Source organism: Opitutaceae bacterium TAV5 (genome assembly GCA_000242935.3).
Classification (GTDB): domain Bacteria; phylum Verrucomicrobiota; class Verrucomicrobiia; order Opitutales; family Opitutaceae; genus Geminisphaera.
In genome coordinates this window covers 2,337,241-2,362,560 of sequence record CP007053.1, presented here as the reverse complement: position 1 = coordinate 2,362,560, position 25,320 = coordinate 2,337,241, and the positions used below count along the sequence as shown (strand labels likewise).

The following is a 25,320-nucleotide window of genomic DNA, read 5'->3' as shown; positions in this document are numbered from 1 at the left end:
TTATTGCCGCCCGCCGCCCGTGCGCCGGGCGAGCTGGTCGAGGTACAGCGAACGCGGCTCCAGCGTGTCGCCGCGGCCTTGACCCTCGACGAGCACGCGGTTTTCCCGGTTCGCCGGCCAGGCCGACACCTTGTTTGCCGGGCCGCGCGTGCCGATGATGGTGATGTCGCATAGTTGCTTGACCAGCACGAGCACCTGCTTGCGCGTCCACGGTTTCTCCTTCGCATCAGGTCCGACGCCGAGCGTGACTTCGGCGGGCGGATAACGCAGGCCGTTGAGATTCCAGAACACCGACTGCGCAGTGCTCACGCCGTGCATCGGCGTGCCGCCCCACGGGCGGAACGTCGCCTCGAACGCGTCGCCGTCGCAGGTGACGTTGTCGATGAGGTTGGCGGCGGAGAGAAACATGTGGAAATCGGAAAAGAGCAGTCCGTCCTTCGCCACGCTGTCGTGGATCACGTTGCCGCTGCTCGTCATCGTGCCGAAATCGTAGTTGTGCCGCCCGCCCTCGGCGTGGCAGCGGACGACGAGATTCTCGCTGCCGTGCAGGGTGAACAGATAGCCGTTGCCGCCGCCGCCGCGATATTGCGGAAACCGGAAATCGCACGCCTCGACGGTGACGTGCCGGCCGCGTCCGATACGCACGCCGTTGGAGAGCAGGTGCACGCGCGGGTCATTGCCTTCCGGGGCATACGAATGCACGCGCCGCAGCCAGCCGTTTTCCACGGAGCCGAAGGCGACCGCGTGGGACTGGTGCACGTCCCAGGCCGGCGTGCCGGTTTTGCCGAAGTCGTTTTCCTCCCACCCGCGCTCGTCGCTCGTGCCGGGATGCTGCCGCATGCCGATGGCGAGATCCTCGACGCCGACCTCTTCGATCACTCCGGCCGGGGCCTTCTGCACGCGGGCGTTGTCGGCCACGAGCAGCGGCAGGCGCGTGGGCGCGTCGAGCACCAGCTCGTCGCCTTCCACCGCGACGACCTTGCGGATGTAGAGCAGCGTGAGCCAGTGGCTCTTGCCTTTGGGAACCTTGCCGCCATCGGTCGCGCCCGCGATGTCCCATTTGCCCGTCATGCCGAGCGATGCGATGAAGCGCGGAGTAGGATCAATGCGCAGGACGATGCGCTCGCCGGGCGCGAATTTTTGCGGATCGCGCACCGGCACGCGCCGCGACGGTCCGGCCAGGTCGCGCACGAGCGGGCTGGACGAGCCCGACGGCGCCTCGCCGAACCACCAGATATCTTTCGGCGGGCTGATCCGCACCACGTGCTTGTCGCGCATCTGCCAGGTGTCGTTGCACAAAAACGTCCGCTCCGGTCCGGCGCCGCGCAGCACGGTATTGGAATACCGGATATGGAGGGCGGCTCCGGCGCCTTCCGGCGGAGCCACGCGATAGGTGCCGGCGGGGAGAAAAACCACGCCGCCGCCCGCCTCGCCCGCGGCGTCGAGCGCGGACTGGATGGCCGCGGTGGAATCCCGCGCGCCGGTCGGATCGGCCCCGTAGGGCGGTTTCGTGGCATCGATCAGGCGGCCGGTTTTGGCCGCCTGATCGGGAATGGGCTCCTCGCCTCGGCGATAACCGGCATACGAGAAATCATGGAGAAACCGCCCGTCGCTGTCGGCGAAACCCGGCGTCCAGTTTTCCGGATACAGCGAGGAGCGCCATGCCGGCGCGGCGGACGCAGGTGATGCGAGCGCGGGGAACAACGCGGCGGCGAGGAGCCATGCGATCGAGAAGGTTTTCATGAAAACGGTTCGGAGAGGATCGGGAGCGTGAGCGGTCATGCGGGGCAAACGAACACCGCCCTGTCTGGCGAACCTTTTCCGGCAACCCAAGCCGGTACTGCTTCAAACTGTTGATTCACAGGGAGGCGGGAGGATGGCGTTGGTGTGGTTTCAACAGTTTGACAAGCCTCGCACTTTCGCGCCGACGACCGGTGTGGCAAGGTAGTGGCATGACTCCCCGATTTCCCCATCACGTATCTCTCCGCTCCCGGCCCGTCACCGGCCGGCGGGCGTTCACGCTCGTGGAGCTGCTGGCAGTGATTGCGATCATCGGCGTGCTTGCCGCGATCCTCATCCCGGTAGTCAGCCGCGTACGACAGAGCGCACGCAGCGCGGTGTGCATCAAGAATCTCCAGAGCATCGGCGTGGCCTTCCAGCTCTATGCTGCAGATAATCGCGGTCTCTTCCCGGCGGCGAAGTACGACGAAGCAGTTTCCAATCCCAATCCCTCGAAAAAAACCTGGCAGGTCGAAATCAGTCCTTATCTGGGCCGTGAGGTGCAATACTTCAGCACGCTCAAGGCGGAGATCGATGGCTACGCATTTTGCCCCGAGTACATTTCCAAGTTCCGCAATCATCCCGACTGGACGACGTATACGACGGCAGGCTACGGCATGAGCAACAAGCTGCATGTGGGCGCGGGGATCAATCCTTATACCACCCGCTTTCCGCATACCAATATCGACGTGCCGAGCCGCCGGTTTCTTGTCGGGGACAGCAACAATTTTCACATTCTCATCGATGGCAGTACGTGGACCGCCGGCGCCACTGCCGGCACAATCGGAAGCAGTGGAGACCCGAAGCGCCACAACGGCAGGGCCAACTATCTCTTCGCCGATGGCCATGTCGCTTCGCTCACGCCGGAAAAAGCCCTGGAATCCTACAAGGCTCCCTGAACCCACCGGTCACGTCCGTTCAGCCTCTCGTCCCTCTTTTTTCACATGTGCATCCCCGTGCAACGCCTGTTCCACTTCGCTTTTCCGCTGCTCGCTCTTCCCGGCGCAGGGCACCTGGCCCCGGCCGCTCCCGAAGGCGCGCCGGACGCCGCGCCCGTCATGATCGTTCTCAAGCTCGACGATCTGCAGACCAACCAGAGCGGCTGGCTCTCTGATCGCTGGAGGCGGGTCTCGGCTTTCGCGCAAGAGCGGGGGATCAGGTATTCTCTGGGCGTCATCGTCAACTCGTTCGAAAGTCCCAAACCCGCCTACCAGAAGTGGCTCGACGAAGTGAAGGCGAGCGGACTCGCCGAATTCTGGTTCCACGCTTGGGACCACAAAACCTGGACCGATGCCGAGGGTGTGGAACGTCCGGAATTTTTCGGACGTGACTACTCCGAACAGACAAAGCGTTTTGCCGATGCCCAGGCCCAGGCCGTGGCCCGGCTCGGTGTGCCTTTCTCCGTGTTCGGTCCACCCGGCGGCGGCAAGCCGCCTTCGCTCGACGCTACCACGCTGCGCGTTCTTTCCGAAGACCCGCACATGCGCGGCATCCTTTATCCGACCCCTCTCGACGACGCCGGGCGCGCGCTCGAAGCCGCTGGCAAGATCACCGTGCTGGACCGTGTCTGGAAGGTGAACATCGAACAGCCGCTTTTCCGCCCCAACGCGCAAAAATTCATCGAAGGCTATCGCCAGTATGCGCCGAAGCGTCGTTACTTCATCATTCAGGGCCATCCCAACAAGTGGGACGACGCCCGCTGGGAGGAGTTCGTCAAGATCGTCGATTTCCTGACCGCCGAAAAGGCCGTCTTCGTCACGCCGGGTGAGCTGATCGCCGCCCTGGAAAAAAAATGAACCTGTAATCAGACAGCAACTACAAACCCTGCACTGCCATGAAAACCCGATCCCTGTCCGCTCGTTCACTCCTCGCCATGTCTGCCGGCCTGCTCGGCTTCGCTTTTGGCGCGCATGCCCAGACGCTGTTTCTCGATTTCGGTCCCACCGCCGCCTCCGGCGAGTGGTTGACCAACAGCCCGTATCATACCGCGAATCCGGGCGCTACCGCCTCGGCCTGGAACACGGTCGGGAATACCGATACCGGCACGCTCGTTCTGGCGGACGGTTCGGCGGCCACAGGGGTTTCCCTCAACATCGGCTCCACACGGACCGCGGCGGGCGCAACGCTGAATCTGGACACCTCACCGAGCAGCTCCAGCGCCTTGGGCGGCCAGATCAACTCTGGCAATATTTACGGTGGTTCGTCGGTCGGGAAAGATGCCATCTTTGACGCAGCCGCCAATGCCACGACCTGGACGGCAACGGGATTCCAGCTTACCGGTCTGGAGGCCGGCACCTATGACATCTACGTGACCGCGCGTAACACGAGCGGCGCGAGCAGCAACGCCTACACCCAGACGATCTATGCCGGGGCCGGAGCCGAGGTGGGGGATTTTGCCCTCTCCCCTCTCCAGCAGCAGACTCTTTCCTATGCCACGGGGCATCCGTATACCAGCGCATGGGTCGAGGGGGAAAACTACGTGAAACTGACCGTGGTGCTGAGCGCGGGTGAAGTCCTGAACCTGGCGGTGGCCGGGTCCAGCGCCACGGAGTACAGCCCCGAGCGCCGCGGTTTTCTGAACTCGGTACAGATCGTCCAGACTTCCGCCATTCCCGAACCTTCAACGGTCGCCCTGCTCGTTGGCGGAGCGGCGATCCTGTTTGTGGCGGCGATGCGATTCCGCCGGCATCGCCATTGACGGCGCCTACGGCATCGCCGCTCTGCTAACGAGAACATCACCGACAAGCTCAACGCTGCCCATGCCGGCAGGCATCCGCGTGCACGACGGCACGCTCTTTTCAGGCCGCGTTTAATAAGTTCAACGGCAGGAAAGTTGCCTTGCTGCTTTTTCGGGTAGAATCTGGTCTCCCCTTCTTCAGGCAAAAATCCTCGCCGGCAGCATCGGCGGGAGATTGCAAGAGAGCGACGATCCCCCCGGCAATCCACTCATATGAAAACAAGCGGCATGCGCACTCTTGTGTGCTGATGCACCTGTGCCGGCGCGGCGGCGTCCTCGCCACCGGACGCGCGCCCCGGAGCACGATAGCGCGCAGACAAGGCAGCAAGCAAACGGGTGCCCTCCGCTCCGGGCTGCCGAGGGAGCAACATGCCTGTTCCAGGCAATTCAGGCGGGACTTCATCCCGTCCGGCGGCGAGGACGTCGCCGCTCCGTACGTGGCACGGGCATCTTGCCCGTGTGCGTTGCCTCTCCGCGTTTCCCTGGTATCAGGCGAGCCGGCGGCGCAGACAGGCGAAGCTGGCCGCCAGGATGCCCACCGCAAGCGCACAGGCGAAGGGTTCGGGGACAGCGGCAATGGTGATCATGCCGGTTCCGGTGAAATATTCGGCGCCAAAAAAGGCATTGAGAACGGCTGCGGTAGCAGCCCCCTGTGTAGTCCATGTTTGGGTACCATCGGTGATACTGGAAAACACCAGACTGTGGGTGTCGAGGTTGAGCGAGAGATCGGTCCCGATCAGCGTCAATGTGCCGGTGGTCGTGATGTCGCTCTGAAACGTGACGTTCACTCCTTCAACCGTGAAGTCATTGGTGAGTTCCTGATCCACTATGGAGAGGAGTATCGTGCTGCGTTCGCCACCGCTCAGGCCGCCGGTAAGCCTGAATTTTCCTGATCCGCTTACATTTGTTATCTGGTAAGTCATGTTTCGCGCGCCTGACTGGGTGCCCGAGCCTCCCTGATTGTGAAACCTGATGTCTCCTGCCAGATTGAGGTTCGTGACGACAAATTTCGATACCACACTAGCGCTCTGGTTGTATCCGTCGTACGCAAGTATGCCTGTGGTTGCAGCAGCAGCTTCGAGGTTGGTGATGGTCACGGTCCGGGTGCCTCTTATTGCGATCCTGTTTCCATTGAGCAGGAGAAGCCCTGTGGGAAAGTTTCCGTTTATGAGCATATTGTTGCCATTGTTGGTATCATATATGTCGCCAGCACTGAAGACTGCTCCGGCAGCTGACATGGTTTGTCCCGTTCCACTTGTTGGCGTTGAATTCCAGTAGGCAGTATTGGTGGGTGAATTGTCAGCCGGCCCGATCCAATACCAAGTGGCGGCCTGCGCCATCGACAGAATGACCGGGAAGCCGAAAATTGCAGAAAGGAGAAACAGGCGGCCGGTTTTGAGACAGGTAGTTTTCATGATTTTTGCGGGTTTGTTTGTAGTTACGGATTGAGGACAGGGATGGAGGTATGCTGTCGCAGGCTGCCAGGAAAGGTGCGGGGTTCAACGGATGCGTTGGTGAACTTATAAAGCACGTGGCCGCACTTGCGGTTACGGAAACCGGCCGGAGTTACGGGCCGGAGGGTGGCAGGTTCCGCTCGAGGATTCTTTTGATATAGCCGGGAATGATGGTCCAAGCTCCGTAGCGTACGGTGCTGTGGTTGAGGCCGCCCATTTCGTAAAACTCGACCTGCGTATGGCCGAGATTACGGAGACTGGTGGCGAAGAGATCGTTTTCCTCGATCCGGTTTTTGTACTCGATACGCCGGTCGCCGACGATCAGGCAGATCGGCGGGAGATTTTTTTGCGAGGCGTGATAAAGCGGGGCATATTCATCAACAATGACACGATACTCGGGACCGGTGTCGCCGCGGACTTTTTTGACCTGGAAGTGGGTGCTCACCTGCGCACTGACCGGGATGAGCCCGGCAAGATCGGCGGGCTTGAGTCCGTGCGGGGCGAGCCACCGGGGGTCCATGCCCACTACAGCGGCGAGGTAGCCGCCGGCGGAATGGCCGGAGAGGAAGATTTTTTTCGGATCTCCGCCACGTTCGGAGATGTGTTTGACAGTCCATGCGACGACAGCGGCGGCATCCTCGAAAATCTCTTCGGGAGTGGCCTCGGGCGAAAAGCGATAGCCGGGGGAGACGAGGCCGAGTTCTTTTTCCCTGAGAGGAGCCGGGATGCCGGGGCGTCCGCCGGTGAGGCCGCCCCCGTGCAGCCAGATGAGGGTCGGGTAGCCGGGGCGGTTGGCCGGGTAATAGAGGTCGAGCCGGCATCGGGTGCACTGGTAGTCGCCGGCTTTGGCGAGAGTGTCTGCTTCGTAGTAGGGCAGGCCGCTTTCGGTTTTGTAGATGGCCGCATGAGCCGGAGCCGGGGCCGGGGCGCCGGATGTTTGTGCGTGGACCGTGGATACGGAGAGGCTGGCGGCAACGATTGCAACCGTCAGGAGGGCGATGAGCGGGGGGCGGGCCATGTCTGGAGGGAGCCATGTCTGGAGGAGATGTGCGCGCCGGGGGAAGCGCCGCCGGTCAGGGGGCGACGGTGAGCGTGCCCGCGGAGCCTTCGGTGATGATGGCGGAGTGGGTTTGTTTGAGCTGGTCGGCAGTCCAGGTGCCGGCGGCGAGGGGGGCACCCGCAAGGGTGGCGGCAGGGACCGTGATGGCTTTGTTGAGGGTCAGATAAGCGTTGGCGGAAACTTCCAGGGGACCGGTCCATGTCTGGTCGTTGGCAAAGGTGAGGGTGGAGCCGGACTGGACGACGATCTTGCCGGTGTAGTTGTCGAATTTGAGGACGCCGAGGCTGACGGTGGTGTTGCGGGCGGCGTTGCCGCTGCCGATGAGGAGATCGGAGGCGCCGGTGAGGATGCCGATGGTGAGGTCGATGCCGCGCATGCCGTTGCTGGTGTGAAGAACGGTCAGGGGGGCGGTGAGGATGAGCTTGCCCTTGACGGTGAAAACGTAGCTGGCGTTGTCGCGTACGCCTTGGTGGAGGATGGACCTGGCACCGGTCACCTCCCAGTCGCCCGCGACGGTCTGGCTGGCGCGTTTCATGTCGATGCGTCCGCCATCCTGGAGGAGTTTGCCGGCGGTGAAAACGTCGGCGGTGCGGACGAGTTTGCCGTTGGTGTTGTAGGTGTCGGCAGGAGAAATGGCGGTGGGGGCGGGGCCGGAGCCATCGGGCGTGCTGCTCCAGACGGAGAGGCTGCGCCAGGAGGCTTCCTTGGGCATGTTTTCTTTCAGATACCAGGTCGTCTGCGCGTGTGCGGTGGCGGTGACAAGGGCGAGGGCGGCAAGCGTGGCGAGACTGCGGACTGCGAGGCGGGCAAGGGTGAGGGTTTTCATTGGGCGGATGGATTTACGGGTTGGGTGACGGTTGATTCAGGTTTGAAACGAGCGGATGGAGGGGGCCGGTTTCCGATGGAGAATACCGGAGTGCAGCGTTCACACACCGGTGCCCCAAAGGCTCAGGATAGCGGGGTCGGTCGTGCTGCTTGTCTTGTGGATTTTCTCACGAGGCAGCCACCGGGTATGGCCATCGAAAAACACGATGCAGGCTCCGTTCCGGTGCCGGTAGGAATTTGTGGTGCTGGTTCTTGTTTCCTTTTCCCAGTTATAGGTGCTGCCGGGGCACTGGTAGAAATAGAAATCCAGGGCGTCGGAAAATGCCATGATGCGCGAGGGGGCCGGAACCTTGCTCTGGTTCAGGACCGTAAAACCGGACTCTGTGGCCGAAGTGCCATAATTCCGGTAGCCATAGCCGCCGAAGGCTTCCCTTTCCGCAACGTTGGCAATGTTCGGTATGAAGGTGGCCATGGCGGTGGGGCACTTTAACTGGTCGGGCATGTTCTCTTTTCCTCCGGAGGTCAGCTTGTTGGCGTTCAGGTATTCGATGAACACGGCTTGCGTAAGCCACCACCGGCTGTCGTCCTTGACCCTGATGTAGTCTCCTTTGTTTTCGGTGGCGTGCGCTATATTTGCCATCTGGATCTGACGGAGGTTGGAGAGGCAGGTGGCCCGCCGTGCCGATTCGCGGACGCGGCCCAGCACCGGGATGATGATGGCGGCAAGAATGCCGATGATCACGATGACGGTGAGCAACTCGATCAGCGTGAAGCCGCACCGACGGCCGCACCGGACAGGATGACCGGTGCCGGCGAGCCGAAGACAGAGGCGATTGCAAGGGGAAATGGGTCGGGTGTGGGTCGTGTTCATGTCTGGAGCGGAGGGGGCTTATGGTATGTTTCTGGTCGGCAGTTTCGGGCATTGATGCAGAGCGGCTGATGCAGGGGCTGCCGAGGTGGGATGAAACGTGCGCAAACACGGGAGGCACCTCAACCCGTTCGTTGGTGAACTTATAAAGCAGATCGTTCCAGAGGACGGCTCCCGTTTAATAGCTTCACGACACGCAGGATTTACCCGGGCGGCGACCCGGGCAAAGTCCGGTCCCCATGAACCCCCTCCCGATATCCGCCCGACACGTCAAGAATACCGGTATCGCATCCCGGTTGCTTTGCGACAGCCTTGCCGGTCTGCTCGCATTTGGCTGCGTTCTGTCTTCGCTCGGCGCCGCCGATTTTTATGTGCTGCCGCAAGCCAAAGGCAGCGGTGACGGAGCCTCCTGGGAAAACGCCGCCGCCGCGCCCGTGGCCGACGCCTGGACGGCCCGCATCGCACAACTTGCTGCCGGCGATACCCTGCACATTGGCAGCGGCACCTATGCCGGTATCCGTTTTTCCATTGCAAAAGGCGGGACCGGGGACTTGCCGGTGACCCTTCTCGGCGAGGACACCGGCGCGGGCCTGCCGATCTTCCGTGGCTCATGGACCAAGGAAAAACCGGCCTCCGGCGAAATCCTCTGCTCCTTTGGACCGGGTGCGAGTTTTGTGACGCTCAAAAACCTGCGCGTGCAAAACCACCTGGCCGCTGTCGTCACCTCGGGCGGCAACGACGGCCTCGTCATCTCCGGGCTCGACATCCGCGCCGTGCGCATGGGCGCGGTTTTCAAGGGCAACGCGCGCGCCGACAATCCCGCCACCTGGACGCGCAACGTGCTCGTGGAAAACTGCACCTTTACCGGCTTCACCAAATCGGCCCTCCGCTGGGAAGGCGGCAACCGCGATTTCCGCATCGTCAACTGTCACGGCGACGCCGGCGGCAAACCGTATTTCACCGAACCCTTTCACATGATCTACGACATCCGCGGCGATGGCCGGAAAGACCTCCCCGAAATCATCGAACGTGTCCACGACCGGAATCTGACCTTCGAAAATTGCACCGCCCGCAACGCTTACCACCAGCCCCCCTCCGGCAAAAACTACTGGAACGGCGACGGCTTTGTGGCCGAGCGGGGTGTCAAAAACCTCACCTTCGTCAACTGCGCTGCCTTCGATTGCACCGATGGCGGCTGGGATCTGAAAGCGGACAACGTGACGTTCAAAAACTGCGTCTCCTTCCGTAACAAGCGCAACTTTCGCATCTGGGGCACGGCCACGTTCGAGAACTGCATTGCCGGCTTCCCGCAAAAACGCGGCGGCAGCGGCGGCGCCGCCAACCTCGGCATCTACTCGAAGGAGGCGATCACGCTCGACCACTGCACGCTCGTCACCGACGGCTCCTGGTTCAACATCGAGAGCAAGGACGCCAAACCCGACGATATCCTCATCCGCCTCAAAAACAGCCTCCTCGTTTCGATTGACAAGGACGTTTCCGCCGCCGACCTCGGCAAGCAGGTCGCGCTTACCAACACCGCCCTGATCAACCTTGCCCGGCCCGCCAAAGGCCCCGTCTTCAGGACTCCCCCCGCTGCCGAATGGGATGGCAAAGGCGCGGCCTTCGATCCACAGCCCGCCTATGCTGGCCAGGGCTACCGCAGCGCGGGCGACGGCAAATAGCCGGGCCAAAATACACACGAGAGGAAAGACCGGGGAGAGGGGTAACCGCATCCATGTCGCGATCATGCTTCCCGGGCGGCGACACCGCGCCATCATGCTTGCACTCCACGCCGGGAACTCCGACTTTCCGGCCCACCCGTTTTCCCCGTGGGACGCAGAATCACACTCAAGGACATCGCCGCACAGTGCGGCGTCAGCGTGGCCGCTGTATCGTATGCGATGCGCGACAACCCCCGTATTCCGGCGAAAACCCGCGACGCCATTCGTCGCGTCGCCGAGGAACTCGGCTACCGTCCCGACCCCTTCCTCTCCGCGCTCGTTTCCTATCGGCCCGACGTCAAGGCGCAGAGGCTTCTTGGCGAAGTCGCCGTCATCCACCCCTGCGCGAAAGACTCTTCCCACACCCGTCTCTTCCGCTTTCACCGTGAAAGTTTCGGCTGCAGCATGGCCGCCTACGGCTATTCCGTTTCCGACTTCTACCTCGACACCCTCGGTTATTCCTCCCGCCGCCTCCGCCAGATCCTGCTCGCGCGCAATATCCGCGGCCTCGTCCTCGGCTGGGGTTTCCAGCCCGATAGCCTCGCCGGGTTCCCCTGGCAGGAGTTTGTCGTCGTTTCCACCGAACGGGTGATCGTCCATCCGTCAATCGACCGGATCAGCATGAACCACTTCCGCTCGGTTCGCGTTGTGATGGAACGGATACGCGCCAAAGGCCACCGCCGTATCGGACTTATCTACCACGATGACGCTCCTCTCGTGGTGAAAAAGAACCTCCTCGGCAGTTATCTCGCCGAAATGGAAATGGCCGGCCAGCTCGACGCCCGCCTTCACGCTTTCGAGTACACGCGCGGCGAGTCGACCGCGCGCTTCCGGAAGTGGCTCCGGGCCAGCCACCCCGATGCGCTTCTCAGCCATCGCAGCATCGACCCCGCGTTTTTCGAAAAAGCGGGCCTCGCCTTCCCGCAGGATTGCGGCTACGCCGTGGCCGAGATCGACGATGCCGAACCCGGCCACGACGCCGGCGTTTACGTCGTCGAAGCCATGGGCCAGACGCTGGCCAGCATGCTCGTCCGCAAGATCGTGACCTACGACAACGTCAACATGGCGGTCGAGGGCCAGATCGTGCTCGTCAACGGTGTCTGGCACGACGGCGTCACGCTCTGACAACGACGCAACACGGCGCGGTGCAGTGCGGAGCTTCAGTCCGGACTGCGTCCCCCGCTTAATAAATTCACAATCGCCGTCCTTCCCCCTGTGTTTCCCTCCGGCAACGGTGGCCGGGTCAACCCGTCCCGACCTTTCCTCCAGCCACTCATTGTCATGAGAACCGGATACGCTCTCTTCCTCCCGCACGCCAACATCCAGTACAGCCAGCTTCCACCCGGTCGCCGGCTCTGGGTGATCGAAAATTCCTACGAAAAACTCTTCGATCTCGTGGCCGAGGGCGGCTACCGGATCGGTTTCGAAGCATCGGGCGAGACGCTTCGGGCCATGCACGAACTCGCCCCGTCCGTGCTCGCCAAACTGAAACGGCTCGTCGCCGCCGGGCAGGTGGAAGGCGTCGGCTCGCCCTACACCCACATCATGCTGGCCAACCTGCCGCCGGAGGTCGGCCTCAAGTCGCTGAAAGACGGCATGGCTGCCTGGGAAGACCATGTCGGCGTCCGCCCCCGCGTCGGCTGGAACCCGGAATGCAGCTGGGCCGACTTCATTCCCGACATCTACAAGGCTGCCGGCTACGAAGCCCTTGTCATGGACGGCGACTCGCTCCTGCTTTCGTTTGACGAGATCCGCCAGGCGACCGGCCTGAGTTTCGACGTACGCGGGCACAGCAACAAAAACAAACTCTTCCGCATCGAGGACTGCATCGCCGACAAGGACCAGTACCTGCGTTACCTGACGAACTGCTCCACCGCCTCCAATGGCCTGAAGTTGATTTTCCGCTCCGATTTCATGGGCAACCCCATGCTCTGGTACCTCATGGGCGCCACCGAAGGCTGCCGCCGGTCTCCCGTGAGTCCCGGGGAGATCGACGCCCTGTTCAAACGCTGGCGCGACCGCGTCGCGCGCACCGGCAACTTTATCCTGCCCTACGCCGAGGATGCCGAGTACATCGGCACCAGCGCCTATTTTTATGTGAAACAATTCGGCCAGGCGCGTTTTTTCGAACCCGAGCCCGACAGTGTGGCCCGCTTCCGCGAGATGCTCGAGTGTGCATTGAAAAACGGATACACACTCGCCACGCCCGGCGAGGTGCTCGACCTCCCGCAGGCGCCGCTGGCCAACGATCAGGTGGCCTCGATCGAGAACGGCATCGCCTGGCACGGCGGCACGGCGAAGGCATGGCTCAACACCGGCTACTCGCGCGTGCTCGATCCCGTCTGCCAGATGATCCTCGACGGCCTCAAAAACATATGCGCCCACCTCGGCAAGGATTTCGCGACGGCCAACGGCAACATCGACGCCGCTTTCCGCCGCATCATCTCGGCCTATGTCTCCGACTGCCGCTGGCCGCCGGCGCCGACTTCGCCGGGCCGCTTCAACGTGCGCGAATGCCTCGACGACCTGCGCGCTGCCAACGACCTGCTCGCCCGGATCATGGCCGACAACCACATCGCGACGCGGCGTTCGTTGTATTCGCCCGAGCTGATGAAATCGCAGATCGATGCCGTCGAGGAGGAACTGATGGCGCTTCCCTACTTCGGAGAGAAATCCGTCCAGCCTGCGGTCGCACCGGAACCCGAACTGACAACCCCCTGACACGACGCAGCCCGCCGGGTTGGCCCGAACCGCACGACATGCGACGGTTGAAACGCTTGCGGCGCGGGCGGACGCTCCGCACCCGGTCGAAAGCTCCGTTTTCGCGGTTGCCCTGCAAGTATCGGCGGGTTGCATCGGCAGGATGTCCGGAAAAGAAGCCTGGAGTTCGCGCTTCGGCGTCATCCTCGCCGTGGCGAGCAGCGCCGTGGGGCTGGGGAATTTTCTCCGGTTCCCGGGCCTGGCCGCCCAGTACGGCGGCGGCGCGTTCATGATCGCCTATTTCGTTTCGCTTCTGGTCATCGGCATACCGGTGAGCTGGGCCGAGTGGACCGTGGGCCGGCATGGAGGGCATTTCGGCTATCATTCGTCTCCCGGCATTTTCCATGCCCTGTTGCGGCGACCGTGGGCCAAATACCTCGGGGCGCTCGGTTTCATGGTGCCGCTCATGGTCTGCATGTATTACGTTTACATCGAGGCGTGGTGCCTGGGCTACGCCCTCAACGCGCTGGCCGGAAACCTGGGCGAGCCGGGCATGGATTACCGGGAGTTTTTTGCCGTCTACACGGGTTCGGGCTCGAACGGGGTGGCGATCCGGTTCGGGCTGACGGACGTGGGGTTGTTCGTGGTGCTGGTGATCGTCGTCAACCTGTTCTTTCTCTACCGCGGCCTGTCGCGGGGCATCGAACTGGCCTGCCGCTGGGGCATGCCGGTGCTGCTCGTCATCGCCGTCGTCATCATGGTGCGGGTGCTCACGCTGGGCACGCCCGACGCGGCGAGACCCGAACTGAACGTGCTCTCCGCCCTGGGTTTCATGTGGAACCCCGGAGACATTCTCCAGAGCCTGAAAAATCCGCAGCTCTGGCTGGCGGCGGGTTCGCAGATTTTCTTCTCACTCTCGATCGGGCTGGGCGTGATCATCACCTACGCGAGCTATCTGCGCAAAACCGACGACATCACGCTGAGCAGCCTGACGGCGGTGGGGGCGAACGAGTTTTGCGAGGTGGTGCTGGGCGGGCTCACGACGGTGCCGGCGGCGTTCATGTTTCTCGGCGCCGCGGGCGTGGCCGGCCAGGGGACGTTCGCGCTCGGCTTTATCGTGCTTCCGGAAGTGTTCTCGCACATGACGGGTGGCCCGGTGTTCGCCGCCCTGTTTTTCGTGCTCCTGTTCCTGGCGGCGATCACGAGTTCGCTGTCCATCCTGCAACCGACCATCGCCTTTCTCGAAGAGGCGTTCCGGATGCGGCGGGTGGTGTCGATCACCTGGCTGGCGGCGTTGCTGACGATCGGCACCGGTTTCGTCTGGTTTTTCTCCAGGGACCTGAAGGCGCTCGACACGATCGATTTCTGGGTGGGCACCGTGGGCGTCTATCTTCAGGGTCTGCTGATTGTGATCCTTTTCGCCTGGGTGATCGGCATCGACAAGAGCTGGCGCGAGATGCACCGGGGGGCGTTGCTGCGCGTGCCCCGTTTTTTCCGCCGGGTGCTGTGTTACGTGACGCCGCTCTATCTCGCCGGGATATTCGGAATCTTTGTCCTCAGTTCCATCGTGGGGTGGAACTTCAGCTTTGCGTCGCCGCAATTTGCGCCGACCGGCTATGTGCGCGATCTGGTGGGCGAGGCAGCCGATCCGGTGGCGCGGACCACGGCGGGTTTCATCCTGGCGACGGGGTTGCTGGCAGTCGGCCTCGTGGCGCTCGCGGGGCGGCGCTGGCGTTACAAGCCGACCGCGCAAACCTACCGGAAATGACAACCCTCGCGGAGCTTTTCAGATGATGGCCACCATAACGACGACTTCTCTTACGCCGGGAGGCTGGATCAACCTGATCCTGTCCGTGAGTTTCGTGACGGCGCTCTTTGTCTGGTGCCTCGTGCGTGTGTTGCGCGGCGACAAGGACCGGCGTCCGCCACGCAAGTAAAGCGCGGTGGACGTGGCTAGCGTGGCGCGGGCGTCCCCGCGCTCAACTGCCGGCTTTCAGGTCGGTGACGAGTTCGTCGATCAGCGTGCCGGTGCCGCCGATGTCGCGGAAGGTGTCGAGCTTCATGTCCGAGGGCGGATAGCTGGCCGGGTTGGCGAGTTCCTCCGGGGTGAGCAGCTTGCGGGCCTCGCCATTGGGATTGGTATAGGGGAAGGCTTCCGAAATCTGTTTCGAGACTTCGGGACGCAGGATGTAGTTGATGAAGGCGTGCGCCGCTTCCGGATTCTTCGCCGTGCGCGGGATGCAGATGAGGTCCACGAACATGTGCGCGCCCTCCTCGGGGAGGACGTAGACGAACTTCTTGTTTTCGTTCCAGAGGATCGCGGCCTCGCCGCCCCACACGTAGCCGAGGTCGACGTCGCCGTTGAGCAGCGCGGTCTTGGGGCTGTCGGAATCGTACAGTTTGACGAGCGGCAGCCATTGCTGGAGGACCGGGCGCGCGGCGGCGATCGTTTCAGGAGTGATGTCGTTGATGGAGTGTCCAAGGGAATAAAGCGCGGCCACGACGAGTTCGCGCGAGTCGTCGAGGACCACGATGCGGCCCTTGTTTTCCGGCGCGAAGAGGTCCTTCAGGCCCTTGACCGGGCGGGTGACTTTTTCCGTGTTCACGACAATGCCCACGGTGCCGACCATCCAGGGCACGGTGTACTCCTCGGACGGGTCGTGCGGCATGCCGCGGTATTCGGGCAGGATGTTGGCGAGGAGCGGCAGCTTTGCCTTGTCGAGCGGGAGCAGGAGCTGGTTTTTGATCATCGCCTCGGCGATGTAGTCGGGCGGCTGGATGAGGTCGTAGGCCACGCCGCCGGCGAGTACCTTGGCGAGCATCTCCTCGCCGCTGGCGTAGGTCTCGTAGTTGACCTTGATGCCGGTCTCTTTCGTGAAGCCGTCGATGACGGATTCCGGCACGTATTCGGACCAGCCGAAGAGATTGAGTTCTCCGGCGGAGTTTTTCGGCTTGCAGCCGGCGAAGGCGAACAACGCGGCGGCGGCGGCCGTCGCGGCGAGGAGGAACAGGGATCTGGTTGTTTTCATGGCGGTTGGTTGAGCGGACGGGATGGAGGTGCGGACAGGAGGAGGGGGCAGCAGGACCCGGGCCGGTTTCAGCGGTGGCTGGCCAGGCGGCGAAGGTATTCGGAAAAAAGTACAAACGCCGCCGTGGTGACGACGAAGATCGCGGAGAGGGCGTTGAGCATCGGGTTGAGGCCCACCTTGGCCATGCCGAAAACCAGCAGCGGCAGGGTGCGTGAATCCGGGCCGACGGTGAAAAAACTCACGATCAGCTCGTCCATCGAGAGCGTGAAGGCCATCAGTCCGCCCGAGAGGATGGCCGGCCGCAGGCACGGCACGATGACGAGCCGGAAGGCGCGCAGCGGGGTGGCGCCGAGGTCGAGCGCGGCCTCCTCCAGCGCCGGATCGAGCCCCTGCAGCCGCGCCTGCACGGCCACGAGCACGAACGGGAAACAGAACGTCACGTGCGCGATGCTCACCGTGAGGTACCCGAGCGGCAGGCTGAGCGTGGTGAAAAAGATGAGCAGGCTGATGCCCATGACGATCTCGGGCATGATCATCGGCACGCAGATGAGCGTCTGGATGGAGCGCGAGAAACGGAACCGGTAACGGTGCAGCAGCCACGCGCCGGACGTGCCGATGACGACCGCCGCCACCGTGGTGATCGCGGCCACGATGAGGCTGTTGGTCAGCGCGCTCATGATGGGGCGGTTGCGCACGAGTTCGCCATACCAGCGGAACGTGAAACCTTCCCACAGGATGTTGAGCCGCGAGGTGTTGAAGGAATAAGCCACCAGCACGACGATGGGCGCGTAGAGGAAGACGAAGACGATGGCCGTCCACGCGCCGAGCCCCCATTCCAGCAGCTTGAGGCCGGACGGGAGGCGCGGACGTTTGGCAGGAGTGGCGGCGGTTGTGGCGCCCGGGAGTGCGGACATCGGAGGAGAAGGGAGGCGCGGGCGGGCCGCGCGAAGGTGCGACAGATGTCACCAGAAAACGCGAGGCTCCTCCCGCGCAAGACTGAAAGGAACGACGGCCCCTCGGGAACGCCCTGGCAGAAGCCTGGCGTCTCGCCGGGCCGTTATTGAAAATAAATGGCCTTATCATAAAAATTATTACGTCTCGCTAATCCGGGACTTGCCCGGGCGGGCGATCATGGACAGCATGGCAGGCCTAAACCCCGTCCCCCCTATGATGCTCCACTCGTTTTCCACGCTGGGTTGTGCCGAACTCGATCTTGATGCCGTGATTTCGCTGGGTGCGCGTCACGGGTTTCACGCGCTCGAATTGCGCGCCCTTTCCGGCACCACCGACCTGCCGACGCTGTTTGCCGACACCTGGGGGACGCCGGCGCGTCTCGCGGACCACCTGCACCGGCGCAACATGCGGGTCTGCGCGCTCAACACCTCTTTTTCCCTGGTGGGCAACAAGCCGGAAGATCGCGAGGAACTGCTCAAATTTGCCGACTGGGCCGACGGCATCGATGCGCTCTGGCTGCGTGTCTTTGACGGCGAGCGGCAGGGGGCGAGCGCGGAGGACCTGGTCGCCGAGGCGGTGGAGACGCTGGCCTGGTGGCAGGCCGAGCGCCGCCAGTCCTTTCGCGCCGTCGATCTGATGGTCGAGACGCATGGCACCTTTGTGACGACCCCGCTGATCCAGGCCCTGTTCAAGGCCGCTCCCGAGGTGCGGCTGCTCTGGGATTCCCATCACACCTGGCGCAAGGGCGGGGAGAATCCGCTCGCCACCTGGGAGACCGTGCGTCCGCGCACCGTGCACCTGCACGTGAAGGACAGCATCAGCAAGCCCACCGAAGACGGCAAACATCCGTATTCGTACGTGCTTCCGGGCGATGGCGAATTTCCCATGAAAGCGCTGCGCGAGCAGCTCCGCGCTGACCGTTTCGACGGCGTGGTCAGCCTCGAATGGGAACGCCTCTGGCACCCGCACCTGCCCGAGCTGGACAAGGCGCTCCACACCGCCGCCCGCCGCCAGTGGTGGTGACCGGTTGCCGGTTCACGCGTCCGGAGATGGTCTTCCGATATTTTCGGTGGCTGATCAGGAAGGAGCGGCGGCATTCCTGCCGCTGCAGACGACGCTTGGCGTCGCCGGTCAGGACGGTCAGCCGGACGTACGGCGAGGCACCGGGCGAGGCGCTGACGCACCTCGTCGCAGCGGCAGGAATGCCGCCGCTCCTTCCCTTTTCGTCCCTTCTGTCCCTTCCACCGCTTCCAATCGCAATTACACCCGGTTTTTGCGGCCGGAGATTTGATCAATTGACTTGCTGGCAGCCACTTGCTTCCAAAAAATGCTCCTGGCTGGCATGAGCGGGGCCATTGACGCGCCCTTGACCTCGGGCGGACAGAACAGCAAACCGGTCTTTTCAGATGGAAACATTTCTTATCGACGTGCCAATCCCCTCAATGGGCGCAACCGTCAGCGAGCTGACTGTGATCGACATCAAGGTCGCTGCCGGCTCCTCCGTGAAGAAAGGGGAAAAGGCGGCAGAGCTGGAGAGCGACAAGTCGGTCTTCGAATGGGAAGCCCCCTGCGACGGCACCGTGCGCGAGATTTTTTGCCGCGCGGGCGACATCGTCCCTTCCGGCTCGCCGTTCATGCGCATCGAGACCGCGGACGCCTCCCAGGCGCATCTGAAAGTGAACGGGGAATCATCCGCCGCTGCCAGGGCGAAACCGGCCGCTGCTCCCGCTCCCGCGGTGAAGCCCGTCGCCCCTCCCCTTGCGCCCGTTCCGGCGGCAAAGCCCGCTGCCTCTGCCGCGGCTCCGGCAGCTTCCGGCTCCGCGATCCTGTGGACGCCCCGCGCGGTCAAGCTCGCCCGCGAGGCCGGTTTTGACCCTGCGACGATCACCGGCATCGCCGCCACCGGTCCCGGCGGGCGCGTTTCCGGCGACGACGTCGCCGCCTGGCTCGCCCGGCAGACTCCGGTTGCTCCGGCGGCGGGTTCCGTTCCCGCCGTCGCGCCCGCTCCGGTTCCGGCCGCCGCTGCGGCCGACGAAACCGTTTGCATTGCCGGCGTCGGCTACGCCGTGCCGAAAAACGTCCGCCCCACCAGCGAAATCCTGAAATCCTTCCCCGGCCGTACCGAGGCCGAGATGATCAAGCTCACCGGCATCAAGGAGCGTCGTTATGCCGACGCCAACGAAACGGCCACCAGCCTCGCCGCCCGCGCCGTCCGCCACGCCCTCGACCAGGCCGGCATGGACGTGCAACAGATCGATGGCATCGTGCTCGCCACCATCATCCCCGACCAGCCCGTGCCCTCGATGGCCAGCGCCCTGGCCCGGCTGCTCGGCATCCCCGGCGCGCTTGCCTTCGACATCAACGCCGCCTGCTCCGGCTGGCTCTACGCGCTCGAGATCGGCCGCGCCTTCATTCGCAGCGGCACCGCGAAAAACCTCATCGTCGTCACTGCCGAGCTGCTCTCGCGCATCACCAATCCCAACGACCACGAGACCGCCTTCCTTTTTGGCGACGGCGCCGGCGCGGCCATCCTCACGGCGGCGGGCGGCGGCCATCGCCTGCACCGCATGGCGCTTTCGGGCAACGCCAACCTCTTCGAGGCGATCCAGCGGCCCGGCGGCGGCGCCACGCGGCCGGTCCCCAACGCCACCGGCAGCGACCGCAACGATTTTTACCTCCAGATGGATGGCGCCGCCGTGTTCAAGAACGCGGTGGTCGCCTTTGCCGACCAGATCGAGCAGACGCTGGCGCGCCACCGGCTCACGCCGGCCGACATCGAATGGATCGTGCCGCACCAGGCCAACGAGCGCATTCTGAAAGCCGTCGGCAAACGCGTGGGCATCCCCTTCGAGCGTTTTGTCGTGACGATCGGCAAGTACGGCAACACCTCCGGCGCGAGCGTGTCGATGGCGCTCGGCTGGGCGGCGGAAGAAGGCATTTTCAAGTCCGGCGACCGGATCATCTTCTGCTCCGTCGGCGCCGGCCTCACCTACGCGGGCGGCTTGATGGTGTGGTGACCGGCAGAGACCCGGAAAACCGGAATCGCCGGAGGGGCCGGAGGGGCCGGAGCATCTGCGCCGGCTTGTCGGAGCGGCGGCGTCCTCGCCGCCGCTCCAATACTTCGGGGCTTGCCCCGAGGTTCCTCATTCCCCGATCACCCACTTCAGCCCGAAGCCCATCCACAGCGGGATCAGGAAAATGCCGACCGCGCTCGTGGCGAACACCACCTGCACGGCCACCAGCGGGCGCCCGCCGTAATGCCGGGCAATGACGATCGGCAGGATCGCCGCCGGCATGGCCGCCTGCACCACGAGCACGCGTTTCAGATCGATCGAGCACGGCAGCCACCTCGCGCAGACGAGCATCAGCAGCGGCAGCGCTCCCAGTCGCAACAGGATCGAGCCGAGCCCCGTCTTCACGTCGAACAGCTCGCGCGGCTTTTGCAGGAACTCGACCAGCGTCGCCCCGATCAGGACCAGGCCGAGCGGGATCGCGCACGCGGCGCTCATGCGGATGGTTTCCCGGACCACGCCCGGCACGAGATGCGAGAGGTGGAGGGTGTTGATCAGCAACGCCGCGACCAGCGCGCACACCGGCGGGTTGATCAGTTTCCGCCAGCCTTCGCGCGGCGAGAGCCCCGACAGCATGAGGATGCCCACCGTCCACAGCGCGGCCTCGCAGCCCGCGTTGTGCACCAGCAGCAGCCCGAGGCTTTCCTTGCCGAACAGCGATTCCATCAGCGGCACCGGGATGTAGCCGTAGTTGTAGATCCCCGCCGCGAAGGCGAACGTGCGCAGCCCGCCGCCGATGGTCAGGCCCATGGCCTTGCCGGCGTAAAACGCGATGACGATGCCCCCGGCCGTGGCGACGAATCCGGTCAGCGGGGCGAGCACGAGGTTGGCCGGATCGCGCAGCGCGGCGTTGCCCATGACGCTGTCGAAGATCAGGCACGGGTAGAAGTAGCCGACCACGATTTTGAGCAGGCTGTTGTCCGCCTCCGCGCCGAGCCATCCCGCCCGGCGCAGCCCCGCCCCGATCGCGATCACCGCGAAGACGGGCAGGATCAGTTGCAGCAGGTGCCAGTAGGTGCTCATGGTGTGTGGACCGGAACAGGGCCGGAATCAAAAGACGCCGAGCCTGAATCCGGAACCCTGCCGGCGCAAAGCGGAAAGAGACGTGCCCGGAGCGGCGGCATTCCTGCCGCTGCTTTTGCCGGACGGAGCTCCGGTCCCGGAAGACATTCCGCGGGTGCTCACGGGAGTCCGGCCGAGTCACGGCAGCGGCAGGAATGCCGCCGCTCCCTCATTCCGCGGCGGGTGCCTTCGCGAATTCCAGACGCGCAAAAATTTCGTAGGGCGCGACGTCATCGGTAGCGCTGCGCACCTCGAGCCCCTCGCGTCCCGATGACCACACGCTGAAAAATTCGCGCGAATAACGCAGCGGCTCGCCGTCAACATAATCGCGCGGCACGGCCGGCAGCCACTCGGGCACGAGCGCATCGAGCGTGGCCGGCAGCGCGCCGTGCCGGTTGTGGTAGAGGCGGAGGGCCACCACCGCCTCCGTGAGCGAGAGCTGGCTTTGTTCGCAGAGGCGGTTGGTCAGCAGCGAAGGCCAGGGCGGCGTCACGACCGCGAGCAATCCGATGCCCACGGTATTTTCCGGATTGAGGCGATGGCGTTGTCCGAGCCGGGGATCGTGGTGCGGATGAATCGGCGCGCCGGTGCGCGAGGAAACGGGGGCGTCGATGAGCCGGAGCGAATGGTCGAGGTAGGCGACGAAGAGGTTTTCTGTCTGCCGGGGTTTGAAAAAGAGCGGGAGGTTGCTGACCCCGGCGGAGATGCTTTGCCAGAGCGAAGCCCTGGCCGGGGCGGCGCGGTTTTGGCCGGCGGCTTCGACGTGCCTGGCGAAGGCGGCGTATTCGCAGCGCATGGCGAGGGCGAGCGTGGCGGGATCGGTGCGCAGCGAGGGGAGGGCGGCGAGCGCGCGGCGGAGCGCCTCGTCCGACGGCGCATGGCGGGAGGCGATGAGATCGACGATGCGCGTGCCCGCATCGAGGAAGGCGTTGCCGGTGGACCAGAACACGGTGTTGCCGCGACTTTCCTCCAGCCGGCGTCCGGCTTCGGCGAGCAGCAGCGCGAGATCGAGCCCCCGGTCGGCGCGGCCGCTGCGGGCGAGGGCGAGCGCCTGCACCTGGAGCGCTTTTTCGAGACGACGCAGCGACTGGATGTCGCCGAGCGTGTCGGGCGTGATGGTCTGCGGCGCCTGGCTGGCGGGGCGCTCCAGCGCGAGCTTCAGCAGCAATGCCGCAGGGCGACCGGCGGCGGAAAGGCGAGCCTCCAGCTCCTCGTCGCGGACGAGGTCGAGCGCCATGAGTTCGATTTTTTTCGGGTTCGAATCCACGAGATCCGCCGGGATCATGCGGGAGGCATTGAGCATCTGGACAAATGCGTTTTCAGCCGGCTCCGGCGTGAGAGGCGCGACGGCCAGTTCGGGATGGTTGCCCGAAACCTCGTCGCGAGACCAGAACAGCACGGCGAGCGCGCAGATCAGGGCAATGCCGGCGGCGGGACCGACGGTGCGGAGCAGGCTGCTGCGGGGATGTCGGGGGAGGGTTTCGATGGCGTTCATGTGTGGCGGATTGCGGATGGCGTCAAAAGACGGAAAGGGTACCAGACCGGCGCCGGCCTGTGCAGTCAGGTGAAGCCCTGATGCCGGCGCGGTTTTCCCTCGCGCTGTTTTCAGCTTTCAGCCCGCGGCGTTTCAGGTTCTCTTTGCCTGCGTCCCCTCATTCTGTCTGTCATGTCATTTCATTCACTTTCGCCGAATTCACCGCCACTTCCCGGGGTCAAGGGAGGCTGGTGGCAATGGCTGCGGGAGGCGATCAACGAGCACGCCATCATGGCGGTGACCGATGCCGATGGCGTCATCCATTATGCCAATGATCACTTTTGCCAGATTTCCGGGTACTCGCGCGCCGAGCTCGTCGGGCAGACCCACCGCATCGTCAAATCGGGAGAGCACCCGCCCGAGTTTTACGCCGGGCTCTGGAAGACCATCACCGCAGGCGACATCTGGCGCGGCACGATCTGCAACCGCGCGAAGGATGGCCATCTCTACTGGGTGCAGTCCACCATCCTGCCCCTGCCGGGCGAGGGCGAGGGTGGGCGGCCCGCCGGCTATCTTGCGCTCCGCACGGATGTGACCCGGCTGGTCGGCGCCGAGCAGGAACTCGCCGCCAGGACCCAGGAGCTGCACCTCCTGTTCAGCAACTCGCCGATGGGCATGAGCTGGCGCTCGTTCAACCCCGACGGCACGCCCGGCCTCAACCACGTCAACCGGCGTTTCTGCGAAATCATCGGCCTGAGCGAGAGCGAGGCCCTCGATCTCGACAACGTCCGTCGCATCAGCCACCCCGACGACTGGGCCCGGCAGATGGAGCTCACCGACGAGATCTATGCCGGCAAGCGCGACCGGTTTTCATTCGAAAAACGGTATTTCCATCCTGACGGGCGCACCGTATGGACGATTCTCACGGTGGTGGTGCTGCGCTCCGCCGAGGGCCGCGTCACCCACCATTTCGCCATGCTCGAGGACATCACGGCCCGGCGCCTCGCCGAACAGGAACTTCGCAGTACCGAAGCCCGCTGGCGCACCTATCTGCAGACAGCCAGCGAGATCCTTTACGCGCTCACGCCCGAAGGGCGCGTCAAGTTCGTCTCCCAGGCCCTCACGTCCAAACTCGGCTACAAGGTCGAGGAGGCTCTGGGCCATCGCTTCACCGAGGTCATCCATCCCGATGACCGCGCGCGCTGCATGGCGTTTTTCAGGGAGACGATCCGCGACGGCTCCAGCCACGGCTCCATCGAGTACCGCGCCATTCACAAGGATGGCACCTGGCGCTGGCATGCCAGCACCGGCTCCGCCTATTCGGACCGCGACGGCCGCCGCGCCTATTTCGGCGTCGCGCGCGACGTCAGCATCCGCCGCAAGGCCCAGGAGGAGTTGCGCGCCGCGCTCGGTCGCCTCGAGGAAATGGCGCGGATCATCGACCGCTCGCCTTCCGTCGTCGTCCTGTGGAGGGCCGACCCGGGCTGGCCGGTGGAATTCGTTTCGCAGAGCGTGCGCCAGTTCGGCTACGAGCCGGAGGATTTTACCGTCCGCAAGCTGACCTTCCGCGACATCACCCATGACGATGATCGCGAGCGCGTCATCGCCGAGCTGGAAGCCCACGCCGCGTCCGGCCACCGCGAATACACTCAGGAGTACCGCGTCCAGTGTCGCGACGGCTCGATCCGCTGGGTGGACGACCACACCATCGTCCGCGTGGATGCACAAGGCAACGTCACCCACCACGAAGGTGTCATCACCGACATCACCGCGCGCAAGGACGCCGAGGACCGCGAGCGCGCCGCCCGCGAACGCGAGCTCACGCTCGCCCGCGACGTGCAGCAGCACCTGCTGCCCAGCGTGTTCCCCGCCTTCGCCCGCATCGAGGTCAACGCCCTCTCGCAACCCTCGCGCCACCTCGGCGGCGATTATTACGACGTGATCGCGGTGGACGACCGCCACTGCGGCATCGTCATCGCGGACGTTTCCGGCAAGGGCGCGCCGGCCGCGCTCATGATGGCGGCCTGCCGCGCCAGCCTGCGCCAGTGCGCGCAGGGGGAAGTGTCGCCGGGAGCGGTCCTGCGCCGCGTCAACCGCGCGCTCCAGCCCGACATGCCGCCGCGCATGTTCATCACGCTCTTCTACGGTATCGTTGATCTGGATACGCTGGAGCTGCGTTATTCGCGGGCCGGCCACGAGCCGGCGCTCCTGCTGCGCGCGGATGCGGGCGAGGAGAATGCGGATCCCGAACTGTTGTCGGAAGGCGGCCTCGCGCTCGGCATGGCGCCGGCGGATATTTTTGACGCGACGCTGGGCGAGGCGTCGGTGCACCTGGGACCGGGCGATCTGGTCGCGCTCTACACCGATGGCGTGAACGAGGCCTGCAACGTCTCCGGCGAGGAATTCGGCCGCGAGCGCCTTGCCGGCGTTCTCGCCCGCTGCGCGGAGCTGCCGCTCGACGAAATCCTCAAGCGCATCGACCGCCACCTGCGCCAGTTCTGCACGCTCGCCCCCCGCGACGACGACCGCGCGCTGCTGCTCGTGCGGGCGAAGAAGACGGAGCGCGGGAAATAGCCTCCTCCGTAC

At 64.2% G+C, this 25,320-nt stretch carries 20 protein-coding genes; 11 read left to right on the top strand and 9 right to left on the bottom strand.

Annotated features, from left to right (window positions below; all coding sequences use genetic code 11):
* On the bottom strand, window positions 1–1,743 hold the full coding sequence (locus OPIT5_10385; protein ID AHF90549.1) for a hypothetical protein: 1,743 nt from the start codon (window positions 1,741–1,743) through the stop codon (window positions 1–3).
* A 209-nt stretch (window positions 1,744–1,952) separates the two neighbouring features.
* On the opposite strand from OPIT5_10385, the gene OPIT5_10380 reads away from it, so the two are divergent.
* From OPIT5_10380 to OPIT5_10370, 3 genes are read left to right on the top strand one after another with little or no spacing between them, the layout of a single operon-like run.
* Window positions 1,953–2,678: a type II secretory pathway, pseudopilin PulG gene (locus tag OPIT5_10380; protein AHF90548.1), complete on the top strand. Its 726-nt coding sequence runs from the start codon at window positions 1,953–1,955 to the stop codon at window positions 2,676–2,678.
* Between the two features lie 45 nt (window positions 2,679–2,723).
* On the top strand, window positions 2,724–3,575 hold the full coding sequence (locus OPIT5_10375; protein AHF90547.1) for a polysaccharide deacetylase: 852 nt from the start codon (window positions 2,724–2,726) through the stop codon (window positions 3,573–3,575).
* Window positions 3,576–3,613: 38 nt separating this feature from the next.
* Complete coding sequence (locus OPIT5_10370) at window positions 3,614–4,477, top strand: glycosyltransferase family 1 (GenBank protein ID AHF90546.1); 864 nt, start codon at window positions 3,614–3,616, stop codon at window positions 4,475–4,477.
* A 527-nt stretch (window positions 4,478–5,004) separates the two neighbouring features.
* Here OPIT5_10370 and OPIT5_10365 read toward each other — a convergent pair.
* The 4 genes from OPIT5_10365 to OPIT5_10350 all read right to left on the bottom strand — a co-directional run bounded on the left by OPIT5_10365 (window position 5,005) and on the right by OPIT5_10350 (window position 8,726).
* A complete protein-coding gene (locus tag OPIT5_10365; protein ID AHF90545.1) occupies window positions 5,005–5,931 on the bottom strand; it encodes a hypothetical protein in 927 nt (308 codons plus the stop codon).
* A gap of 151 nt (window positions 5,932–6,082) precedes the next feature.
* The gene (locus OPIT5_10360; protein ID AHF90544.1) at window positions 6,083–6,988 is read right to left on the bottom strand and encodes a lipase; all 906 of its coding nucleotides are present in this window, start codon (window positions 6,986–6,988) and stop codon (window positions 6,083–6,085) included.
* Window positions 6,989–7,043: 55 nt separating this feature from the next.
* On the bottom strand, window positions 7,044–7,856 hold the full coding sequence (locus OPIT5_10355; GenBank protein ID AHF90543.1) for a hypothetical protein: 813 nt from the start codon (window positions 7,854–7,856) through the stop codon (window positions 7,044–7,046).
* A gap of 99 nt (window positions 7,857–7,955) precedes the next feature.
* Window positions 7,956–8,726: an N-terminal cleavage protein gene (locus tag OPIT5_10350; GenBank protein ID AHF90542.1), complete on the bottom strand. Its 771-nt coding sequence runs from the start codon at window positions 8,724–8,726 to the stop codon at window positions 7,956–7,958.
* 236 nt (window positions 8,727–8,962) lie between these two features.
* Between OPIT5_10350 and OPIT5_10345 the strand changes: the two genes are divergently transcribed.
* From OPIT5_10345 to OPIT5_10325, 5 genes are all read left to right on the top strand, one after another.
* The gene (locus OPIT5_10345) at window positions 8,963–10,405 is read left to right on the top strand and encodes a hypothetical protein (GenBank protein AHF90541.1); all 1,443 of its coding nucleotides are present in this window, start codon (window positions 8,963–8,965) and stop codon (window positions 10,403–10,405) included.
* Between the two features lie 147 nt (window positions 10,406–10,552).
* Window positions 10,553–11,569, top strand: coding sequence for a LacI family transcriptional regulator (locus OPIT5_10340; protein AHF90540.1), 1,017 nt, complete (start codon window positions 10,553–10,555; stop codon window positions 11,567–11,569).
* 156 nt (window positions 11,570–11,725) lie between these two features.
* Window positions 11,726–13,165, top strand: a complete 1,440-nt coding sequence (locus tag OPIT5_10335; GenBank protein AHF90539.1) for a glycoside hydrolase family 57 — start codon at window positions 11,726–11,728, stop codon at window positions 13,163–13,165.
* Window positions 13,166–13,307: 142 nt separating this feature from the next.
* Complete coding sequence (locus OPIT5_10330; protein ID AHF90538.1) at window positions 13,308–14,912, top strand: sodium:calcium symporter; 1,605 nt, start codon at window positions 13,308–13,310, stop codon at window positions 14,910–14,912.
* Window positions 14,913–14,934: 22 nt separating this feature from the next.
* On the top strand, window positions 14,935–15,081 hold the full coding sequence (locus tag OPIT5_10325) for a hypothetical protein (protein ID AHF90537.1): 147 nt from the start codon (window positions 14,935–14,937) through the stop codon (window positions 15,079–15,081).
* Between the two features lie 42 nt (window positions 15,082–15,123).
* On the opposite strand, the gene OPIT5_10320 is transcribed toward OPIT5_10325, so the two are convergent.
* Together OPIT5_10320 and OPIT5_10315 are read right to left on the bottom strand one after the other, a co-directional pair.
* On the bottom strand, window positions 15,124–16,173 hold the full coding sequence (locus OPIT5_10320; GenBank protein ID AHF90536.1) for a spermidine/putrescine ABC transporter substrate-binding protein: 1,050 nt from the start codon (window positions 16,171–16,173) through the stop codon (window positions 15,124–15,126).
* Between the two features lie 68 nt (window positions 16,174–16,241).
* A complete protein-coding gene (locus OPIT5_10315) occupies window positions 16,242–17,087 on the bottom strand; it encodes a spermidine/putrescine ABC transporter permease (GenBank protein ID AHF90535.1) in 846 nt (281 codons plus the stop codon).
* A 253-nt stretch (window positions 17,088–17,340) separates the two neighbouring features.
* On the opposite strand from OPIT5_10315, the gene OPIT5_10310 reads away from it, so the two are divergent.
* Both OPIT5_10310 and OPIT5_10305 read left to right on the top strand, forming a co-directional pair.
* Complete coding sequence (locus OPIT5_10310) at window positions 17,341–18,150, top strand: sugar phosphate isomerase (GenBank protein AHF90534.1); 810 nt, start codon at window positions 17,341–17,343, stop codon at window positions 18,148–18,150.
* A 1,022-nt stretch (window positions 18,151–19,172) separates the two neighbouring features.
* The gene (locus OPIT5_10305) at window positions 19,173–20,144 is read left to right on the top strand and encodes a 3-oxoacyl-ACP synthase (protein ID AHF90533.1); all 972 of its coding nucleotides are present in this window, start codon (window positions 19,173–19,175) and stop codon (window positions 20,142–20,144) included.
* A gap of 126 nt (window positions 20,145–20,270) precedes the next feature.
* Here the strand turns inward: OPIT5_10305 and OPIT5_10300 are convergent, their stop codons facing one another.
* Entirely contained in the window at window positions 20,271–21,221 is a 951-nt protein-coding gene (locus tag OPIT5_10300; GenBank protein ID AHF90532.1) for a transporter, read from the bottom strand.
* Window positions 21,222–21,429: 208 nt separating this feature from the next.
* Window positions 21,430–22,755 carry a hypothetical protein gene (locus OPIT5_10295; GenBank protein AHF90531.1) on the bottom strand — a complete coding sequence of 442 codons (1,326 nt, stop codon included), beginning with the start codon at window positions 22,753–22,755 and terminating at the stop codon, window positions 21,430–21,432.
* A 171-nt stretch (window positions 22,756–22,926) separates the two neighbouring features.
* Here OPIT5_10295 and OPIT5_10290 point away from each other — a divergent pair, with 171 nt between their 5' ends.
* Window positions 22,927–25,308 carry a serine phosphatase gene (locus OPIT5_10290; GenBank protein AHF90530.1) on the top strand — a complete coding sequence of 794 codons (2,382 nt, stop codon included), beginning with the start codon at window positions 22,927–22,929 and terminating at the stop codon, window positions 25,306–25,308.
* Window positions 25,309–25,320 lie beyond the last annotated feature (12 nt).

Excerpts from the sequence above, each read along its gene's own strand:
- OPIT5_10385 (AHF90549.1), bottom strand. The coding sequence starts at position 1,743 with ATGAAAACCTTCTCGATCGCATGGCTCCTCGCCGCCGCGTTGTTCCCC.
- OPIT5_10380 (AHF90548.1), top strand. The coding sequence starts at position 1,953 with ATGACTCCCCGATTTCCCCATCACGTATCTCTCCGCTCCCGGCCCGTC.
- OPIT5_10375 (AHF90547.1), top strand. The coding sequence starts at position 2,724 with ATGTGCATCCCCGTGCAACGCCTGTTCCACTTCGCTTTTCCGCTGCTC.
- OPIT5_10370 (AHF90546.1), top strand. The coding sequence starts at position 3,614 with ATGAAAACCCGATCCCTGTCCGCTCGTTCACTCCTCGCCATGTCTGCC.
- OPIT5_10365 (AHF90545.1), bottom strand. The coding sequence starts at position 5,931 with ATGAAAACTACCTGTCTCAAAACCGGCCGCCTGTTTCTCCTTTCTGCA.
- OPIT5_10360 (AHF90544.1), bottom strand. The coding sequence starts at position 6,988 with ATGGCCCGCCCCCCGCTCATCGCCCTCCTGACGGTTGCAATCGTTGCC.
- OPIT5_10355 (AHF90543.1), bottom strand. The coding sequence starts at position 7,856 with ATGAAAACCCTCACCCTTGCCCGCCTCGCAGTCCGCAGTCTCGCCACG.
- OPIT5_10350 (AHF90542.1), bottom strand. The coding sequence starts at position 8,726 with ATGAACACGACCCACACCCGACCCATTTCCCCTTGCAATCGCCTCTGT.
- OPIT5_10345 (AHF90541.1), top strand. The coding sequence starts at position 8,963 with ATGAACCCCCTCCCGATATCCGCCCGACACGTCAAGAATACCGGTATC.
- OPIT5_10335 (AHF90539.1), top strand. The coding sequence starts at position 11,726 with ATGAGAACCGGATACGCTCTCTTCCTCCCGCACGCCAACATCCAGTAC.
- OPIT5_10330 (AHF90538.1), top strand. The coding sequence starts at position 13,308 with ATGTCCGGAAAAGAAGCCTGGAGTTCGCGCTTCGGCGTCATCCTCGCC.
- OPIT5_10325 (AHF90537.1), top strand. The coding sequence starts at position 14,935 with ATGATGGCCACCATAACGACGACTTCTCTTACGCCGGGAGGCTGGATC.
- OPIT5_10320 (AHF90536.1), bottom strand. The coding sequence starts at position 16,173 with ATGAAAACAACCAGATCCCTGTTCCTCCTCGCCGCGACGGCCGCCGCC.
- OPIT5_10315 (AHF90535.1), bottom strand. The coding sequence starts at position 17,087 with ATGTCCGCACTCCCGGGCGCCACAACCGCCGCCACTCCTGCCAAACGT.
- OPIT5_10310 (AHF90534.1), top strand. The coding sequence starts at position 17,341 with ATGATGCTCCACTCGTTTTCCACGCTGGGTTGTGCCGAACTCGATCTT.
- OPIT5_10300 (AHF90532.1), bottom strand. The coding sequence starts at position 21,221 with ATGAGCACCTACTGGCACCTGCTGCAACTGATCCTGCCCGTCTTCGCG.
- OPIT5_10295 (AHF90531.1), bottom strand. The coding sequence starts at position 22,755 with ATGAACGCCATCGAAACCCTCCCCCGACATCCCCGCAGCAGCCTGCTC.
- OPIT5_10290 (AHF90530.1), top strand. The coding sequence starts at position 22,927 with ATGTCATTTCATTCACTTTCGCCGAATTCACCGCCACTTCCCGGGGTC.